General features: G+C 61.9%; 16 protein-coding genes. 6 read left to right on the top strand and 10 right to left on the bottom strand.

From position 1 onward, the window contains the following. Positions 1-852, bottom strand: coding sequence for an undecaprenyl-diphosphate phosphatase (locus tag H8S55_RS09320; protein ID WP_366467743.1), 852 nt, complete (start codon positions 850-852; stop codon positions 1-3). Between the two features lie 225 nt (positions 853-1,077). Between H8S55_RS09320 and H8S55_RS09315 the strand changes: the two genes are divergently transcribed. Then, positions 1,078-1,389: an RNA polymerase sigma factor gene (locus H8S55_RS09315; protein WP_186878750.1), complete on the top strand. Its 312-nt coding sequence runs from the start codon at positions 1,078-1,080 to the stop codon at positions 1,387-1,389. A 48-nt stretch (positions 1,390-1,437) separates the two neighbouring features. Here the strand turns inward: H8S55_RS09315 and H8S55_RS09310 are convergent, their stop codons facing one another. The 3 genes from H8S55_RS09310 to H8S55_RS09300 form a co-directional block, all read right to left on the bottom strand. After that, a complete protein-coding gene (locus H8S55_RS09310) occupies positions 1,438-2,046 on the bottom strand; it encodes a GNAT family N-acetyltransferase (RefSeq protein ID WP_186878749.1) in 609 nt (202 codons plus the stop codon). A gap of 3 nt (positions 2,047-2,049) precedes the next feature. Continuing rightward, a complete protein-coding gene (thiI, locus tag H8S55_RS09305) occupies positions 2,050-3,216 on the bottom strand; it encodes a tRNA uracil 4-sulfurtransferase ThiI (RefSeq protein ID WP_186878748.1) in 1,167 nt (388 codons plus the stop codon). A 114-nt stretch (positions 3,217-3,330) separates the two neighbouring features. Beyond that, positions 3,331-4,839 carry a YifB family Mg chelatase-like AAA ATPase gene (locus H8S55_RS09300; RefSeq protein WP_186878747.1) on the bottom strand — a complete coding sequence of 503 codons (1,509 nt, stop codon included), beginning with the start codon at positions 4,837-4,839 and terminating at the stop codon, positions 3,331-3,333. Between the two features lie 434 nt (positions 4,840-5,273). On the opposite strand from H8S55_RS09300, the gene nifJ reads away from it, so the two are divergent. Then, entirely contained in the window at positions 5,274-8,906 is a 3,633-nt protein-coding gene (nifJ, locus tag H8S55_RS09295) for a pyruvate:ferredoxin (flavodoxin) oxidoreductase (RefSeq protein ID WP_186878746.1), read from the top strand. A 72-nt stretch (positions 8,907-8,978) separates the two neighbouring features. Here the strand turns inward: nifJ and H8S55_RS09290 are convergent, their stop codons facing one another. From H8S55_RS09290 to H8S55_RS09265, 6 genes are all read right to left on the bottom strand, one after another. Next, positions 8,979-10,244, bottom strand: a complete 1,266-nt coding sequence (locus H8S55_RS09290) for a chloride channel protein (protein WP_243200547.1) — start codon at positions 10,242-10,244, stop codon at positions 8,979-8,981. Between the two features lie 225 nt (positions 10,245-10,469). Continuing rightward, positions 10,470-11,030: a hypothetical protein gene (locus tag H8S55_RS09285; RefSeq protein WP_147562921.1), complete on the bottom strand. Its 561-nt coding sequence runs from the start codon at positions 11,028-11,030 to the stop codon at positions 10,470-10,472. A 133-nt stretch (positions 11,031-11,163) separates the two neighbouring features. After that, positions 11,164-11,865: a hypothetical protein gene (locus H8S55_RS09280; RefSeq protein ID WP_186878745.1), complete on the bottom strand. Its 702-nt coding sequence runs from the start codon at positions 11,863-11,865 to the stop codon at positions 11,164-11,166. Positions 11,866-11,941: 76 nt separating this feature from the next. Beyond that, entirely contained in the window at positions 11,942-13,867 is a 1,926-nt protein-coding gene (gene lysS, locus H8S55_RS09275) for a lysine--tRNA ligase (RefSeq protein WP_186878744.1), read from the bottom strand. Positions 13,868-13,921: 54 nt separating this feature from the next. Beyond that, positions 13,922-14,398 carry a transcription elongation factor GreA gene (gene greA, locus H8S55_RS09270; RefSeq protein ID WP_186878743.1) on the bottom strand — a complete coding sequence of 159 codons (477 nt, stop codon included), beginning with the start codon at positions 14,396-14,398 and terminating at the stop codon, positions 13,922-13,924. A gap of 115 nt (positions 14,399-14,513) precedes the next feature. Next, positions 14,514-15,209: a hypothetical protein gene (locus H8S55_RS09265; protein ID WP_186878742.1), complete on the bottom strand. Its 696-nt coding sequence runs from the start codon at positions 15,207-15,209 to the stop codon at positions 14,514-14,516. Positions 15,210-15,391: 182 nt separating this feature from the next. Between H8S55_RS09265 and H8S55_RS09260 the strand changes: the two genes are divergently transcribed. From H8S55_RS09260 to H8S55_RS09245, 4 genes are all read left to right on the top strand, one after another. Continuing rightward, the gene (locus H8S55_RS09260) at positions 15,392-16,255 is read left to right on the top strand and encodes a class I SAM-dependent methyltransferase (RefSeq protein WP_147562916.1); all 864 of its coding nucleotides are present in this window, start codon (positions 15,392-15,394) and stop codon (positions 16,253-16,255) included. Between the two features lie 53 nt (positions 16,256-16,308). Next, positions 16,309-17,172, top strand: a complete 864-nt coding sequence (locus H8S55_RS09255) for an energy-coupling factor transporter ATPase (RefSeq protein ID WP_186878741.1) — start codon at positions 16,309-16,311, stop codon at positions 17,170-17,172. A 72-nt stretch (positions 17,173-17,244) separates the two neighbouring features. Continuing rightward, positions 17,245-18,117 (top strand): energy-coupling factor transporter ATPase, encoded by an 873-nt coding sequence (locus H8S55_RS09250; RefSeq protein ID WP_147562914.1) that lies wholly within the window; start codon positions 17,245-17,247, stop codon positions 18,115-18,117. After that, positions 18,118-18,927, top strand: coding sequence for an energy-coupling factor transporter transmembrane component T family protein (locus tag H8S55_RS09245; protein ID WP_186878740.1), 810 nt, complete (start codon positions 18,118-18,120; stop codon positions 18,925-18,927). Positions 18,928-18,944 lie beyond the last annotated feature (17 nt).

Raw genomic sequence — 18,944 nt, 5'->3', positions numbered from 1 at the left:
TCAGGCGGGGACAAAGGTGACCCCCAGCAGGGAGAGCACCAGGAAGAGGACACCGGCGATCCAGCAGTAATAGGCAAAGGCACCGAACTTGCCCTTGTTGGCCAGCAGGTTCACCAGGCGAATGGCGAAGTAGCCGACCACACCGGCGATGACCATGCCCAGCAGATACTTGCCAAGCATCCCGTCGGGGATACCGGAGCCGGCGCTGAGGGTGTCCTTCACCTCCAGCAGGGTGGCGCCGAATACGGCGGGCAGAGACATGAGGAAGGAGTACCGCACGGCAAACTCCCGGCGGAAGCCCAGGGCCATGCCGGCGGAGATGGTGCAGCCGGAGCGGGACAGGCCGGGGATGGTGGCGATGCCCTGGGCCACGCCCACCAGCAGCACATCTTTTACCGTGGCGCTGCGGGCGGTTTTTCTGCCGCTGGCCATCCGGTCAGAGAAGAAGAGGATGCAGCCGGTGACCAGCAGGGCGCAGCTGACGAACACGGGGCTGCTGCCCAGGCCCTCCACATACTTCTTTACGGGCAGGATGAGGAACAGGGGCAGGGTGCCCACGATGACCAGAAAGACCAGACGGCGGGTCTCCGGCGGCTCGCCCTTACCGGGCTGGCGGGAAAATATCTCGGCAATACCCCGGAAAAACTCCAGGATCATCCCCACAACATCCTGAAAATAATAGACGCACACCGCCAGCAGGGTGGCGAAGTGGAGCAGGATGTTCAGCAGCTGGTCCGGCTCCTCCATACCGAAGAAGTGCTGGAGCAGGGTGAGATGGCCCGAGCTGGAGATGGGCAGAAATTCAGCCACTCCCTGGACCAGGCCGAGAATGGCGGACATGAGATAGGTCACGATAAGTACCTCCTTACAGATGATAAATGACATAAAATCTCTTTTACTATATTAGCACAACTGTTCTGAAAATTCCAGACCTTTTCTAGAAAGAGAAAACCGGAATTCAAGGGCTGCTTCTATAAGAATAGTAAAAATCTCTCCAGTTCTGCAACCGTTCCCGGGAAAACCGTACTATAATAATAAGGGAAAGCAGAGGATGGGACCGAAGAGAGGAGCGCGAACATGGACGACAGAGACATCATCGCCCTGTATTGGCAGCGCATGGAGGCGGCCATCCATGAGACGGCGGCCAAATACGGCGGACTGTGCTATACCATCGCCCACAATATCCTGTCCAGCCGGGAGGACAGCGAGGAGTGTGTCAACGACACCTATCTGGGCCTTTGGAACGCCATCCCGCCCCAGAGACCGGAGCGCTTTTCCGTGTTCATCGCCCGCATTGCCAGAAATCTGGCCCTGAAGCGATATGATCATGTGAATGCCCAAAAGCGGAACCCAACGGCGGTGCGCTCGCTGGAGGAGCTGGTGGAGTGAACCGACGCAGGGGATACGAAAGGGGGCGGCCCCTGTGATCGATGCAGATCACGGGAGCCGTCCCCGGTTTGTTTCATTCAGCATTCGCGTATACTTTGCCAGCACCTCCTCCACCGTCTCCCGGGGCAGTTGGTCCAGGGGGACGGGGACGGGAGGGGCGTCTGGGTAGTTGGACAGGGGCTTTTCGTACAGAGCCACGTCCAGCCACCGGCCGTTTTTATAGCCGGAGTTGTGCTGGGTGCCCAGCAGACGAAAGCCCATGGCGGCGTGGAAGGCCTCGCTGGCGGGATTGGGATGGGTGACCACGCCATAGACGGTGCGCATCCCCTGCAGCCGCAGCAGCTCCATCAGAGCTAGGTACAAAGGCCGCCCGCCGCCCTTCCCTGCGGCGGCGGGGGAGAGGTAGATGGACAGTTCCCCGCTCCACTGATAGGCGGCACGCTGGCCCAGCGGGTGGGCGTAGGCATAGCCGACGGGCTGTCCGTCCTCCTCCAGCACCAGATAGGGGAAGCGGGCCTGTACATCGGCGATGCGCCGGGAAAACTCCTCCCGGCTGGGCAGGACATATTCAAAGGTGACGGTGGTGGACAGATAGGGGGCATAGATGGCCAGCAGGTCGTCCACGTCCGCCTGTCGGGCCAGTCGGATGGTCCTCATGGCTTACAGCCGGATGCGCTCGATGCCGTCCACAGCGGCCTGGACCATGGCCTCAATGTCCAGCCCGGCCTCCGCCGCCTCGGCCTCCTCCACAGTGGGGCGCAGGCGGGGGTGGCGGGGGGTAAATACGGTGCAGCAGTCCTCATAGGGCAGGATGGAGGTGTCATAGGTGCCGATCTTCCGGGAGATCTGCACGATCTCCTCCTTATCCATGCCCACCACGGGGCGTAGGACGGGGATATCCACCACCTGGCCGGTGACGGTCATGGCATCCATGGTCTGGCTGGCCACCTGGCCCAGACTCTCGCCGGTGACCAGAGCCTTGGCTCCGCAGCGCTTGGCCACCCGCTGGGCGATGCGCATCATGAACCGGCGCATGACCAGGGTGAACATCTCCTCGGGGCAGGAGCGGCGCAGCTCCTCCTGAATGGCGGTGAAGGGGACCACATGGACGGTGAGGTGGCCGCACCAGGGGGTGAGCAGCCGGGCCAGCTCCAGCACCTTCTCCTTGGCCTCGGGGGAGGTGTAGGGGTAGGAGAAGAAGTGGACCATGTCCAGAGCCACGCCCCGCTTGGCGATCATATAGCTGGCCACGGGGGAGTCGATACCGCCGGAGAGCAGGCTGACTGCCCGGCCATTGATGCCCACGGGCAGGCCGCCCGCACCGGGGTCGGGGTTGGCGTGGACAAAGGCGGCGTAGTCCCGGATCTCCACATAGACGGTGAGCTCCGGGTGGTGGACATCCACCTGGAGGTTGGGATAGAGCTCGTCCAGCTCGCCGCCCACATACTGGCTGAGCTGGATGGAGGTCATGGGGAAGGTCTTGTCCGCCCGGCGGGTCTCCACCTTAAAGGTGCGGGCGGAGCGCAGCCGGTCATCCAGATACTCGTGGCAGGCCTGGAGGATGGCATCCTTGTCCTTGTCACAGGCCCGGGCCCGGCTGAGGCCCACCACGCCGAAGACCTTCTTCATGGCCTCCCAGGCCGCGTCCATGTCGCAGCTGTCCTCCATGGGCTCTACATAGGTGGTGGACTGGCGGGTGTACACCCGGAAGCGGCCCAGGCCGTTGAGCCGGCGGTGGATGTTGGCCTGGAGCTTATCTTCAAAGCTGTGTCGGTTCAGGCCCTTCAGGACCATCTCGCCCAGCTTCAGCAGGAACATTTCATTCATGGGTATCTCTCCATTCCAGTGTTAAAAATATCTTCGTCGGGGCTGCGCCCCTCCTCGCAATGACAGGAAACAAATTTATTATAAGGGGAAGCGCCCCGTTTGTCGAGAGGAGATTTACCGCCGCAGGTATTCCGGCGGGCGGAACTGCAGGGCCTCGGCCAGGTGGCCGGGGCGGATAGCCTCGCTCTCATCCAAATCGGCGATGGTGCGGGCCACCCGCAGGATGCGGTCATAGCTGCGGGCGGTGAGCCCCATGCGGGCAAAGGCTCCCCGCATAAGGGTCAGACAGTCCTCGTCCAGGGCACAGAAGCGGTCCAGCTCACTGGGACCCATGTGGGCGTTGCAGGAGGCCTCGGACCGATTGCTCTGTAAAGTGCGGACCCTGTTCACCCTCTGGCGGATCTGGTCGGAGGACTCGCCGTTCTGCCGGGTGGACAGCTCCTCAAAGTCCAGGGCATCCACCTGAACGAACAGGTCGATGCGGTCCAGCAGGGGGCCGGACAGGCGGGAGAGATAGCGCTTGACCTCCGCATCGGAGCAGTGGCACCGGCCGGAGGGGTGGCCGTACCAGCCGCACTTGCAGGGGTTCATGGCGCACACCAGCATGAACCGGCTGGGATAGGCCACCGAGCCCGCCGCCCGGGAGATCTGCACCTCGCCGTCCTCCAGGGGCTGACGCAGTACCTCCAGGACCTCTTTCGGGAACTCGGGCAGCTCGTCCAGAAACAGCACCCCGTTGTGGGCCAGGGAGATCTCGCCGGGCCGTGGGTTGGAGCCGCCCCCCGCCATGCCCATGGGGGAGATGGTGTGGTGGGGGGAGCGGAAGGGCCGGGTCTCCACCAGGGGGCAGCGGGAGGAGGTGAGCCCCATGACGGAGTGGATCTGGGTGGTCTCCAGGGACTCGGCCAGGGTCATGTCGGGCAGGATGCCGGGCAGACGGCGGGCCAGCATGGACTTGCCAGAGCCGGGCGGGCCGGACATGAGCACGTTGTGGCCCCCGGCGGCGGCGATCTCCAGGGCCCGCTTCACCTGCTCCTGGCCCTTTACCTCGGCAAAGTCCGGGCCGGCGTGGACGGCGGCCCCGGGCTGCCAGGGCGGGGCGGGGGAGATGGGCTCCTCCCCGGTGAGGTGCCGGGCCAGCTGGGCCACATCCCGCACGGGATAGACCGCCGGCCCCTGGGCCAGCGTGGCCTCGGCGGCGTTCTCCTCGGGCACGAACAGGGATCGGATGCCGGCCTGTTTGGCGGCCAGGGCCATGGGCAGCATCCCGGCACAGGGGCGCAGCTGGCCGGACAAGGACAGCTCCCCCAAAAAGGCGCAGCCGGGCTGGGTCAGCCGGATCTGTCCCCCGGCGGCCAGAATGCCCACCAGAATGGGCAGGTCGTACAGGGTGCCCACCTTTTTCAGATGGGCGGGAGCCAGATTCACCGTGATCCGGCTGACGGGGAAGGCGAAGCCGCAGTTTTTGATGGCCGAGCGCACCCGCTCCCGGGCCTCGGTCACGGCGGCATCGGGCAGACCGACGATGGTAAAGGCGGGCAGGCCGCCGGACAGATCGCACTCGGCGGTGACGGGATAGCCAGACACTCCGTGCAGACCCAGCGAGGGGATCGAGCAGACCATAGCGTGTTCCTCCCAAGCTGCGGGACAGCGCCCACAGGCAGTTTTTGACAGGATCATTGTACTCTTTTTTTCACAGAATTGCAACGGATGAACGAAAGGTTACTGAAAAAGAGGGAAAAACGAGAAAACGGATGCAAATTAAGCGATGTGACGGAAGAAGAAAGCACATAAAATAAAAAATTGTGCGCTTTTACTGGCAAAAAAGCACCAAAATCCGGGAGAAAGTTACTTTTTTTGATTTACAAACGGACGAAAGAGTGATAGAATAAGAGCCGTTGAAAAACAAGATCCGCTCTCCACTTTTGCCGGAGGGCGGCGCTGTCGTGTCTGCGGTCCGCCGAGGGGTGGCTGAGGGCAGGACGGATGTGGAGCGAACTTGGACAGGCGGGTGACCGTCTGGACAAACCCAAATAAGGAAGAAAGTAGGGAACTCTATGGCAAGAAAATTTAAAACCATGGACGGCAACAACGCTGCTGCGTATGTCAGCTACGCCTTCACCGAGGTAGCGGGCATCTACCCCATCACGCCGTCCAGCCCCATGGCCGACTATGTGGACCAGTGGGCCGCCCAGGGCCAGAAGAACATCTTCGGCACCACCGTGAAAGTCATCGAGATGCAGTCTGAGGCCGGTGCCGCCGGTACCGTTCACGGCTCTCTGAACGCCGGTGCCCTGACCACCACCTACACCGCCTCTCAGGGCCTGCTGCTGATGATCCCCAACATGTACAAGATCGCCGGTGAGCTGCTGCCCGCCGTGTTCCATGTGTCCGCCCGTACCGTGGCCACCCACTCCCTGAACATCTTCGGCGACCACTCCGACGTGATGGCCTGCCGCCAGACCGGCTTTGCCATGCTGGCCGAGGGCAACGTGCAGGAGGTCATGGACCTGTCCCCTGTGGCCCATCTGGCCGCCATCAAGGGCCGCGTTCCCTTCATCAACTTCTTCGACGGCTTCCGTACCTCCCACGAGATCCAGAAGGTCGCCATCTGGGACTATAAGGACCTGGCTGAGATGGTGGACATGCAGGCTGTGGAGGACTTCCGCAAGCGCGCTCTGAATCCCGAGCACCCCACCATGCGCGGCTCTCACGAGAACGGCGATATCTTCTTCCAGCACCGCGAGGCCAGCAACACCTACTACGACGCTCTGCCCGAGATCGTGGAGGAGTATATGGCCAAGGTCAACGCCAAGCTGGGCACCGATTATCAGCTGTTCAACTACTACGGTGCCCCCGATGCCGACCGCGTCATCATCTCCATGGGCTCCATCTGCGACGTGGCTGAGGAGGTCATCGACTATCTGAACGCCAACGGCCAGAAGGTCGGCCTGGTCAAGGTCCGCCTGTATCGGCCCTTCCGTGCCGACAAGCTGGTGGCCGCCATCCCCGCCACCGCCAAGAAGATCGCCGTGCTGGACCGCACCAAGGAGCCCGGCGCTCTGGGCGATCCCCTGTACATGGACGTGGTCACCGCTCTGGCCGGTGCCGGCATCACCGACAAGGTGGTTGTGGGCGGCCGTTACGGTCTGGGCTCCAAGGACACCCCGCCCCGCAGCGTGTTCGCCGTGTATGACAACCTGGCTCAGGACAAGCCCAAGGATCACTTCACCATCGGCATCGTGGATGACGTGACCGGCTCCTCCCTGGAGGAGAAGCACTCCGCCAACACCGCCGCCGAGGGCACCATCGAGTGCAAGTTCTGGGGTCTGGGCGGCGACGGTACCGTGGGTGCCAACAAGAACTCCATCAAGATCATCGGCGACCACACCGACAAGTATGTGCAGGCCTACTTCCAGTACGACTCCAAGAAGACCGGCGGTGTGACCATCAGCCACCTGCGCTTTGGCGACAAGCCCATCCGCAGCCCCTATTACATCAACAAGGCCGACTTCGTGGCCTGCCACAACCCCTCCTATGTGACCAAGGACTTCCCCATGGTCCGGGACGTCAAGCCCGGCGGCGTGTTCATGATCAACTGCCAGTGGTCTGACGAGGAGGTGGCCCACCACCTGTCCGCCAACGCCAAGCGGTATATCGCGGAGAACAACATCCAGCTGTATACCATCAACGCCATCGACCTGGCCCGTGAGATCGGCATGGGCAAGCGCACCAACACCATCCTGCAGTCCGCCTTCTTCGCCCTGGCCAAGGTCATGCCCGAGGCAGAGGCCATCCAGTATATGAAGGATGCCGCCACCCACTCCTACCTGAAGAAGGGCCAGGACATCGTGGACATGAACCACAAGGCCATCGACGCCGGTGCCACCGCCTTCAAGAAGTACGACGTGCCCGCCGACTGGAAGAACGCCGTGGACGGGCCCAAGGACAGCAAGCTGTCCGGCCCCGCCAAGCTGGTGAAGATGGTGGAGAGCATTCTGGAGCCCGTGGACCGCATGGACGGCGACAGCCTGCCCGTGTCCGCCTTTGTGGATCACGCCGACGGCACCTTCGAGCTGGGCGCTGCCGCCTATGAGAAGCGCGGCGTGGCCGTGTCCGTGCCCACCTGGGATTCCGCCAAGTGTATCCAGTGCAACCAGTGCGCCTATGTCTGCCCCCACGCCACCATCCGTCCCTTCGCTCTGACCGAGGAGGAGGCCGCCAAGGCTCCTGCCGCCGCCAAGATCGTGGACGTGAAGGCCGGCAAGGGCAAGGGCGTTTACAAGTACGCCATGGCCATCAGCCCCCTGGATTGTATGGGCTGCACCGTCTGCGCCAACATCTGCCCCACCAAGGCTCTGACCATGGTCAACCAGGAGGAGGAGCTGGCCCAGCAGGACGTGTTCAACTACATGGTGGAGAACGTCACCGTGAAGGAGGACGTGGCCGACCTGACCGTGAAGGGCAGCCAGTTCAAGAAGCCGCTGCTGGAGTTCTCCGGCTCCTGCGCCGGCTGCGCCGAGACCGCCTATGCCCGTCTCATCACCCAGCTGTTCGGCGACCGGATGTATGTGTCCAACGCCACCGGCTGTTCCTCCATCTGGGGCGGCCCCGCTGCGACCTCCCCCTACGCCACCGATGCCCAGGGCCACGGTCCCGCTTGGGCCAACTCCCTGTTCGAGGATAACGCCGAGCACGGCCTGGGCCTGTATCTGGGCCAGAAGTCCATCCGTGAGCGCCTGGCCGCCAAGACCCGCGCCCTGATCGCCGTGGAGTGGGCTCAGCCCGCCCTGAAGGAGGCCGCTCAGAAGTGGCTGGATACCATGGAGGACGGCGACGCCAACCAGAAGGCCGCCAAGGAGTATGTGGCCGCTCTGGAGCAGGGCATCTGCACCGTGGACGAGCTGGCCGCCATTCCCCAGATGAAGGATCACGCCGCCGAGCTGAAGGCCAAGGGCGAGAAGTTCTGCGACTGCGATGCCTGCAAGCTGGTCAAGGATATCCTGGACGAGAAGGAATATCTGGGCAAGAAGTCCGTGTGGATCTTCGGCGGCGACGGCTGGGCCTATGACATCGGCTTCGGCGGCGTGGACCACGTGCTGGCCTCCGGCGAGGACGTGAACATCTTCGTGTTCGACACCGAGGTGTACTCCAACACCGGCGGACAGGCCTCCAAGGCCTCCAACATCGGCCAGGTGGCTCAGTTCGCCGCTGCCGGTAAGGTGATGCCCAAGAAGTCTCTGGCCGAGATCGCCATGACCTATGGCTACGTGTATGTGGCCCAGGTGTCCATGGGTGCCAACCCCAACCAGACCCTGAAGGCCATTGCCGAGGCCGAGGCCTATCACGGTCCCTCCCTGGTCATCGGCTACGCCCCCTGCGAGATGCACTCCATCAAGGGCGGCATGGCCAACTGCCAGGCCGAGATGAAGAAGGCTGTGGATTGCGGCTACTGGAACCTGTTCCGCTTCAACCCCGACCTGAAGGCCCAGGGCAAGAATCCCTTCACCCTGGACTCCAAGGCTCCCGCCGGCGGCTATCAGGAGTTCCTGATGAACGAGGCCCGCTACTCCAGCCTGACCCGTTCCTTCCCCGAGCGCGCCAAGGAGCTCTTCGCCCTGAACGAGGAGACCGCCAAGAAGCGCTATGACAAGCTGACCCGCATGGTCAAGATGTACGGCGAGGAGTAATCCCTCTTCTCCAATCGCATAAAAATACCGGGAACCGAATGTTCGGTTCCCGGTATTTTTTTGTCTGGAGCCTTACTGTGCCTTCTGGTCGATCCACTCGGGGCGGTATTTGGAATAGACGATCTTCTGCTCGCTGTACAGGCCATAGTAGCCGGAAAGGAGATAGGAGACCACACAGCACAGGGCGTACAGGGGCAGGCTCTCACCGCCGAAGAGCTCGTAAGACAGCAGGATAGAGGTGATGGGGCAGTTGGTGGCCCCGCAGAACACGGCGGCCATGCCCATGGCCCCGGAAAAGGCGTGGGGCAGTCCCAAAATGGGCCCGGCCAGGGTGCCGAAGGCGCAGCCGGTGAACAGTACGGGGACGATCTCGCCCCCCCGGAAGCCAGCGCCCAATGTGACGGCGGTGAAGAGGATCTTCAGCAGGAAGGCCTGGGGGATGGTCTCTCCGGCCAGCAGGCGGCGGATAACAAAGTCTCCCGCGCCGTTATAATCCTGGCTGCCCACCAGCAGAGTCAGGCCCAACACCAGTATACCGCCCAGGGCCGCCCGCACCAGAGGATTTGGAGCGGCCTTGGCATAGAGCTTGGGGGCGGTGTGTATGACCTCGCAGAACAGGATGGAGACCAGGGCACACAATACACCCAGCCCCGCCGCCTGGACCATGGTCAGAGGGGACAGGACCGCCGCGTCGGGAATGGAGTAGCCCACCGTGGCGTGGAGCCCGCACACCCGGGCAAACTGAAAGGCGATGAGGGAGGACAACACGCAGGGTACCATAGCCGCGTAGTACATCACCCCCACGCTGACTACCTCCATGGCGAAGATGGCGGCGGTGAGGGGAGTGCCGAACAGGGCGGAGAAGGCGGCGGCCATGCCGCACATGACCATCACCCGGCTGTCCTTGGCGTCCAGCCTGATCTGGCGGCCCAGCCACGCGGCCAGCGAGCCGCCCAGCTGCAGGGCTGCCCCCTCGCGTCCGGCGGAGCCGCCCACCAGGTGGGTGAGGATGGTGGAGAAGTAGATCAGGGGAGTGGTGCGCAGCTTTAAAGGCTCGGCCTCCCGCACGGCCACCAGCACCAGATTGGTGCCCCGGTCCTTTTCCATGTGACAGGCCCGATAGAACAGCACGATGGCCACGCCGCCCAGGGGCAGAAAAAAGATCGCGTTGGGGTGGGCCCCCCGCAGCTGGGTGGCCCAGTCGATGCCATAGTGGAAGGAAATGGCCACCCCACCTACCACGATGCCGATGAGGCAGGAATAGAGGAGCCATTTCACAAAGACCAGATATTGCAGTACGGACATAGAAGTCCGCTCGTCAGAAGGGGCAGGTTGCATGGGTTTCTCTCCTATCTGTCTATCCGTCAAAGCCCGCCGCCGGGAAAAACGGCGGCGGGCTTTGGCATGTTAAGATTTTATAAAGAAAGTATAGCATTCAACCGGGGGTACGTCAAGTATAGAGAAAGAACGGATCGCCACGTCGGCCCGTTGGGCCTCCCTATCCCTTTTGTCCCTTCGGGACATTTCCCCTTGACAAGGGGAATCGGCCTCGCAATGACAGGGCTATGGGAGGATGGGGGAGAGGCAGGCTTCCAGACTCTCGTCGGCTCCATCCGCCAGTTCCAGCCGGAGCTGATAGGTATAGTCGTTATACTGGAACAGAATGTCGTACACCGGAGGGCTGACCTGGGGCTGCTGCCAGAAGACCAGGGTGCCGTCGATCTTCTGGCGCTGCTGGGGGAAATTTTTATCGGGAAACGTCTCTGTGCTGGTGCGGTTCTCAAAATAGACATGGACGGACAGGGAGGAGAGAGGCTGGTTTTCGCCGGAGAACGTATAGTCCGCATCCAGCTGAATCCAGCGGTCCGGGTCCTCCTCGCCGCCGGAAAGGCAGCGCAGGGTGCGGCTGGCGCTGTCCACGGTCAATCCCGCCATATCATAGGTGAGACAGCCGCACCGGTCCGCCATCTCCTGGTCAGAGTCAAAGGTCAGCAGTACGTCCTCCGGCGGATGGCCCACCGGGCCGGGGAGCAGCATCAGTCCCCATGCCCCCACGGCATAGAGCAGCAGGGGAGAGAGGAGGATCACGCACAAAAGGCCAAAACGGTTCAACGCAGTTTTCATAGACCGAACCTCCTTGTCAAACGGCAGGGCGGCGGACGCTTCTCTGACTTCATGATGCAATAAGATGGGGGGAATGTCAATGGAAATCCTGAAAACAGCAGCAACGAAAAGGAAATGGACACGTGGGGGATATTCAGCGAATCACGAAATAAAGTTTCTCTTTTAATGATTCAAATGCTTTTCCCTCATCATCGTTCCAACGGATATCTTTCACAATTGGATCACCATCCGCGGCTCTTTCAGGAATCTCTTTTTTCCGCTGCCCTTTCTGCATTTTGTATTCTAATTTTCCTAAACAGATCATAGCGTTTGGTTTCGTTACGTCTGCGGCCTTATCGGTATTATCGTAGAAGGCCCAGGTGATGCCGTCTGTTAAGATGACCTTGTGATTTTTCTTCGCGTTTAAATGCCGTTGAATTTGGTCTTGCATTTCTTTTGGCCACTCTTCCGGCTCAAATCCAGTCAGTTTTTTCAGAAAAGGAGACTTTACTTCTATCACACATTTATAATCGACTTCATGATGATTGTTGTCCCAATTCCACTGTTTCGCAATGCACAGATCAGGGGTCGTAGGGATTTCTTTCCCCGCGCTGTTTATATAAGTGCCGCAATATTGCGCATAATCGTGAATTCCGGTTGAAATTTTCGTGTCCACAGGGACAACGTCATATTCAGGAAATAAAATCTCTAAAAATGGACGGAATACATTTTCCTGAAAGCATATTTCTCTTACATCTGCGGATTCGATCTGCTCTTTCATTAAGAGCTGATAGTCCTTATAAGTTACGTCGACTTCGCCTTTTCTGACCAGGTCTCGATATTCGCTTAATGTCATCCAGTTCCCTCCTGTATGCTTCAAAAAAGGGCAGCCCCATTATGATCGGGACTGCCCATTTATCATTTTATTATTCTCAGTACAGCTTGGCGCCAGCGGGGATGTGGGGGTCGACCATCAGGAGATGGAGCCCCTCGTGACCGTCCTCCTCGTGGACGGCAGAGATCAGCATGCCCTCGGAATCGATGCCCATCATCTTTCTGGGGGGCAGATTCACGATGGCGATGGCGGTTTTGCCCACCAGCTCTTCCGGCTCGTAATACTCGTGGATGCCGCTGAGGATCACACGGTCGCTGCGCTCGCCGTCGTCCAGGGTGAACTTCAGCAGCTTCTTGGACTTCTTCACGGCTTCGCAGGCCAGGATCTTCACCGCACGGAAGTCGGATTTTGCAAAGGTCTCAAAATCCACCATGTCCTTGAAGATGGGCTCGATCTTCACCTTGGAGAAGTCGATCTTCTCCTCCGCCTGGGCGGCGGGGGCAGCGGCGGGCTTCTCCTCCTTCTTGGGCATATCCAGGGGCTTCATGGTGGGGAAGAGGATGACCTCGCGGATGGTGTCGGCCCCGGTGAGCAGCATGACGCAGCGGTCGATGCCCATGCCCATGCCGCCCGTGGGGGGCAGGCCATACTCCAGGGCGGTGAGGAAGTCCTCGTCCATCATCTCGGTCTCGTCGTCGCCCCGCTCCCGCTGCTCCACCTGCTTCTCAAAGCGCTGGCGCTGGTCGATGGGGTCGTTCAGCTCGGAATAGGCGTTGGCCAGCTCGCTGTGGCAGATGAACAGCTCGAACCGCTCGGTGAGCCGGGGGTCCTTGGGGCTGCGCTTGGTCAGGGGGCTGACCTCCACGGGATACATGGTGATGAAGGTGGGCTGAATGAGCTGCTCCTCCACCTTCTGGTCAAAGCAGGCGTACAGGGCGTTGCCCCAGGTCTTTTCGGCGGCGTCGGCCAACTCCACGCCCTTGGCCTTGGCGGCGGCCACGGCCTGGGCATCGTCAGAGATGGCGTCGAAGTCGATGCCCACATACTCCTTCACGGCATCCACCATGGTCAGGCGGCGCCAGCCGGGAGTCAGGTCGATCTTCTCGCCCATCCACTCCACCTCGTAGGTGCCCAGGATCTCCTTGGCAGCGCCGGACAGGATGCCCTCGGCGATGTCCATCATGTCGTGGAAGTCGGCGTAGGCCTGATACATCTCCACGGTGGTGAACTCGGGGTTGTGCTTGGGGTCCATGCCCTCGTTGCGGAAGATGCGGCCGATCTCATACACCCGGTCCATGCCGCCCACGATCAGCCGCTTCAGGGGCAGCTCGGTGGCGATGCGCATATACATGTCGATGTCCAGGGTGTTGTGGTGGGTGATGAAGGGCCGGGCGGCGGCACCGCCGGCGATGGTGTTCAGGACGGGGGTCTCCACCTCGATATAGTCCATGTCGTCCAGATAGCGGCGCATGAACTTGATGAACTGAGAGCGGATGACAAAGTTCCGCTTCACCTCGGGGTTGACGATCAGGTCCACATAGCGCTGGCGATAGCGCAGCTCGGTGCTGGTCAGGCCGTGGAACTTCTCAGGCAGGGGGAGGAGGGACTTGCTCAGCAGGGTGCAGGTGACCACCCGCACGGACATCTCGCCCCGCTGGGTGCGGAACACAACGCCCTTCACGCCCACGATGTCGCCGATGTCGTACTTTTTAAAGCGGGCATACTCCGCCTCGTCCATCTCGTCCTTGCGGGCATAGAGCTGGATGCGGCCGGACTTGTCCTGCATGTCGCAGAAGGACACCTTGCCCATGCCCCGCTTGCTCATCAGACGGCCAGCCACAGAGACCTCCTGGCCCTCCAGGGCATCGAAGTTCTCTTTGATGTTGGCGGCGGTGTTGTCCACGTCGTATTTGGTGATCTGGAAGGGGTCGTTTCCGCTCTGCTGCAGTTCCTTCAGCTTATCCCGGCGGATCTGCAGCAGCTGGGACAGGTTTTCCTGCTTCTCCTGATTCTTTTCGGCCATGTTGCCACTCCTATCTATATCGTGTCTCGGCCACAATGGCCGCGTTGGGTAAAATTATCGCTCCACCTTGAGGATCTTATACTCCACGGGGCCGCCGGGGGCATCCACAGTGATGTCCTCGCCCTCGTTGTGGCCCAGCAGGGCCTTGCCGAAGGGGGAGTCCTCGGAGATGGTGCCCTTGGCGGGGTCGGCCTCCTGAGAGCCCACCAGCTTATAGGTCTCCTCCTCGTTGAACTCCTTGTCCAGCACGGTGACGGTGGAGCCCAGACGGATGAAGTCGCCGTCCTTCTCCTCCTCCTCCTCGATGACCACATAGTTGGAGAGGATGTCCTCCAGCTCGGCCATGCGGGAGTACAGCTTGCCCTGCTCGTTCTTGGCCTCGTCATACTCGCTGTTCTCAGACAGGTCGCCGAAGGAGCGGGCCTCCTTGATGAGCTCGGCCACCTCCTTCTCCCGGACGGTCTTCAGATAGTTCATCTCGTCCTGAAGAGCCTTCAGACGCTGAGGGCTGAGTTTGTATTCCTTCGCCATGTTCGTCGCACACCTTTCTATATGGCCGCCGGGAGTGCCCCCGGCGGCAGATGACCCAAAAATTTTGGGCATAATAACGCAGTATCAATTAGTATAGAAGTTTCCGGCCGGGATGTCAAGTGATTTTTAACTGATCGGCTGTCAGCCGACCACCCTCCCACAGGGCGGACAGCAGGGGAAGAGCCTCCCGGTCCTCCTGGGCCAGATCAGGGGCGGACAGGCGCAGCCCCGCCAGGTCAGGGGCGGGGCCGAACAGGGTGAGGGCGGGGCAGAGGGCGGAACCGTCCGCAGCGTCCGGCTCCGCTCCCGGCTGGAGCAAAAGGGCTGCCTGGGCGGGGGCATCCGCCGGTAAAATGGGCAGGCCATATTCCTGCCGCAGCCAGGCCGCCAGCCGCTCCCCGCCCCGGGGGGCGGAGATGGTCAGCCGCCGCACCCGGGGACACAGGGCCAGGGCAGCCCGGAGCATGGCTCCGTCTGCCCGCTGTCCCCGCAGGGCCACCGTGGCCCGGTCTGGGGCCAGCCCCTGCCGCTCCAGCAGAGAGGCCGTCAGCGGGGCGGCATGAGCGCGGAGAAAGGGCCCCGGGTCCATGGGCCGCAGTCCCAGGGCCAGCAGAAGGGGCCAGCGGTCAAAGCCCGTAGGGACCAGCGCCCGGACCGCGCCCCCGGTGCACAGGCTGCGGCCTGCTTTTTTCAGCCGCCGCTCCCCCCAAAAGCCCTCCGGGTCGGTGTGACACCGCAGCACTGGCAGACCGTATAGCAAAGCCCGCCGTGGCCCGCCCCGCCCCCCGTCAAACACCAGCTGTCCCAGCATAAAACCGCCCCCTCTCCCGAAAGGATATGCGGGAGAGGGGGCAGACAGGACCACTGCTGCCGGCGTTTGTTTTACATTTTTGCATCCAATTTCGGAACTTCTCCTCCAATGGATTGACGGAACAACGGCGGGGATGATATACTAACTTAGTTTGAAATTGTTTTTTACGGCGAGGTGCGCATATGTGGTACTCCAAAGACTGGAAGGACTATGAACTCATCGACTGCGGCCGGGGGGAGAAGCTGGAGCGCTGGGGCGACCAGCTGCTGGTCCGGCCCGACCCTCAGGCCATCTGGAACACCCCCAGGACCAACCGGGGGTGGAAGCACAACTCCGGGCGCTATGCCCGCTCCTCCACCGGGGGTGGCCAGTGGCAGAACAAGTCCATGCCCGACCGGTGGACCGTGTCCTATCGGGACCTTACCTTTAATGTAAAACCCATGAACTTTAAACACACCGGCCTGTTCCCCGAGCAGGCGGCCAACTGGGACTTTGCCAGGGAGCAGATCGAAAAGGCCGGGCGGCCCATCAGCGTGCTGAACCTGTTCGCCTACACTGGCGGGGCCACCGTGGCCTGCGCCGCCGCCGGGGCCAGCGTGTGCCATGTGGATGCGGCCAAGGGCATGGTCCAGTGGGCCAGAGAGAATGCCAAGAGCTCCGGCCTGGAGCAGGCCCCCATCCGCTGGATCGTGGACGACTGCGCCAAGTTTGTGGAGCGGGAGATCCGCCGGGGCAGACGCTATGATGCCATCATCATGGACCCGCCCTCCTATGGCCGGGGCCCCACCGGCGAGGTGTGGAAGCTGGAGGACAACCTGTATCCCTTTGTGGAGCTGGTGTCCGGGGTGCTGTCTGACGACCCGCTGTTCGTCATTCTCAACTCCTATACCACCGGCCTTGCCCCCAGCGTAGCCACCTACATTCTGGAGAGCATCGTCTCCAAGCGCTTCGGCGGACACACCCAGGCGGACGAACTGGGGCTGCCCGTCACCGAAAGCGGACTGTTCCTGCCCTGCGGGGCCACCGGACGTTGGGTCCGGGGCTGACTGAAGGGGCGCAGACATTGCCCACCGGGGCATAAAACAAGGAAATGATAGATATGGATAAGCCGATTATCAAAACAGAGGACCTGCGCTTTTCCTATACCACGGCGGAGGGCGTGTCCCCGGTGGTGCTGGACGGCGTGGACCTGGACATTCAGGAGGGGACCTTTGTGGCCGTGCTGGGTCACAACGGCAGCGGAAAGTCCACCCTGGCCAAGCACATGAACGCCATCCTGCTGCCCTCCGGCGGCAAAGTGTATGTGGACGGCATGGACACCGCCGACGAGGCCCGGCTGCTGGATGTGCGCCGCACCGTGGGCATGGTGTTCCAGAACCCGGACAACCAGATCGTGGCAAATGTGGTGGAGGAGGACGTGGCCTTCGCCCCGGAGAACCTGGGGGTCCCCCCGGAGGAGATCCGCCGCCGGGTGGACGACGCATTGAAGGCCGTAGGCATGTATGAGTTCCGGGAGCACGCCCCCCATCTGCTCTCCGGCGGCCAGAAGCAGCGCATCGCCATCGCCGGGGTCATCGCCATGCAGCCCAGGTGCATCGTGCTGGACGAGCCGACGGCCATGCTGGACCCCATCGGACGGGCGGATGTTGTCCGCACCATCAAACAGCTCAACCGGGAGCGGGGAGTGACGGTGGTGCTCATCACCCACCACATGGACGAGGCCGCCCAGGCAGACCGCCTGGTGGTCATGGCCAAGGGCAAGGTGGTGGCCGACGGCAGCCCCAAGCAGGTGTTCTCCGATGTGGAGGGGCTGCGCTCTGTGGGGCTCACCGTGCCCTATACCACCCAGCTTTTGTGGGAGCTGCGCCAGGCGGGGTATGACGTGCCCCTGGATGCCCTCAGCGATGAGGAGTGCGCCGCAGCGCTGTTCGACCTGCTCAAGCAGCATCAACAGGCGGGCTGAGATCCGCCCTGACCCTGGGCGTGATCTCCCAGTGAGACATGCACCACGAGAGATAAAAGGACTGACGCTATTTTGAACGCCATTATTGAGACAAAGCAGCTGACCCATATCTATTCCGCCGGCACCCCCTTCGAGCGGGGGGCCCTGCTGGAGGTGGACTTCTCCGCCATGGAGGGGGAGTACCTGGGCATCATCGGCCACACCGGCTCGGGCAAGTCCACCCTGATCCAGCATCTGAACGCCCTGCTGAAGCCCACCTCCGGCCAGGTGCTCTTCCAGGGTCAGGACGTGTGGGCCGACCCCGCCCGCACCCGCCAGACCCGGTTTCAGGTGGGGCTGGTGTTCCAGTATCCCGAGTATCAGCTGTTTGAAGAGACTGTATATAAAGATATCTCCTTCGGGCCCAAGAACATGGGCCTGGACGAGAAGGAGGTGGACCGCCGGGTGCGGGAGGCCGCAGCCTTTGTGGGCCTGCGGGACGACCAGCTGGAGAAGTCCCCCTTCGAGCTCTCCGGCGGCCAGAAGCGCCGGGTGGCCATAGCCGGCGTGATCGCCATGGAGCCCAAGGTGCTTATCCTGGATGAGCCTACCGCCGGGCTGGACCCGGTGGGCGTGGAGTCCATCCTGGGCAACATCCGGGACTATCATCGGGCCCACAACGCCACCGTCATCCTGGTGTCCCACTCCATGGAGGAGGTGGCCCGGACGGTGGACCGCCTGGTGGTGGTGAACGACGGGAAGATCCCTTTTCAGGGCACGCCCCGACAGGTGTTCCAGCACGGGGACGAGCTGGAACATATGGGCCTGGGCGTTCCCCAGCTGACCCGCGTGTTCCACAGACTGCGGGCCATGGGGGCCGATGTGGACCCCTCGGTGTATACCCTGGAGCAGGCCAAGGCCGCTCTGCTGGCCAAGCTGGGCAAAAACGGAAAGGGGGCGGTGTAAGTGGCGCTGAAGGATATCACCCTGGGGCAGTACTTCCCGGGCAATTCCCCCGTACACCGGCTGGACCCCCGGACAAAGATCCTGACGGTGGTGCTGTATATCACCGCCCTGTTCCTGGCCAAGTCCTTTGTGACCTATGGCATCATGTTCCTGGTGCTGTGCGCCTCCATCGCCCTGTCCAAGGTGCCGGTGAAGTCCATCCTCAGAGGGCTGAAGCCCGTGCTGTTCATCGCAGTGTTCACGGCGGTCTTAAACCTGCTGTACACCCCGGGAGAGCATGTGCTGGCAAAATTCTGGATCTTCACCATCACGCTGGAGGGCGTGTTTACCGCATTCTTTATGGTCATCCGCATTATGATGCTGATCGCGGGGACCTTTTTGCTGACCTATACCACCTCGCCCATCCTGCTCACCGACGGGCTGGAGTCCCTGCTGGGGCCGCTGAAGAAGCTCAAGGTGCCCGTGCACGAGCTGGCCATGATGATGTCCATCGCCCTGCGCTTTATCCCCACCCTCATCGAGGAGACGGACAAGATCATGTCCGCCCAGCGGGCCCGGGGGGCCGACTTTGAGAGCGGCAACCTGATGCAGCGGGCCAAGGCCATGATCCCCCTGCTGGTGCCCCTGTTCATCTCCGCCTTCCGCCGGGCCGACGAGCTGGCGGTGGCCATGGAGTGCCGCTGCTACCACGGGGGAGAGGGCCGGACCCGTCTGCGCCAGCTGAAATACGGCGGGAACGACTGGATCGCCCTGATCCTGTTTCTGGTCATCACCGCAGCGGTGGGCGTGCTGGGACGGTTCGGCTTATAATTTCACCCAATTTAGGA

The organism is Flintibacter faecis, from assembly GCF_014287875.1.
Taxonomy (GTDB): Bacteria; Bacillota; Clostridia; order Oscillospirales; family Oscillospiraceae; genus Lawsonibacter; species Lawsonibacter faecis_A.
The sequence above is the reverse complement of the archived record's forward strand: the minus strand, read 5'-3'. Positions and strand labels throughout refer to the sequence as shown.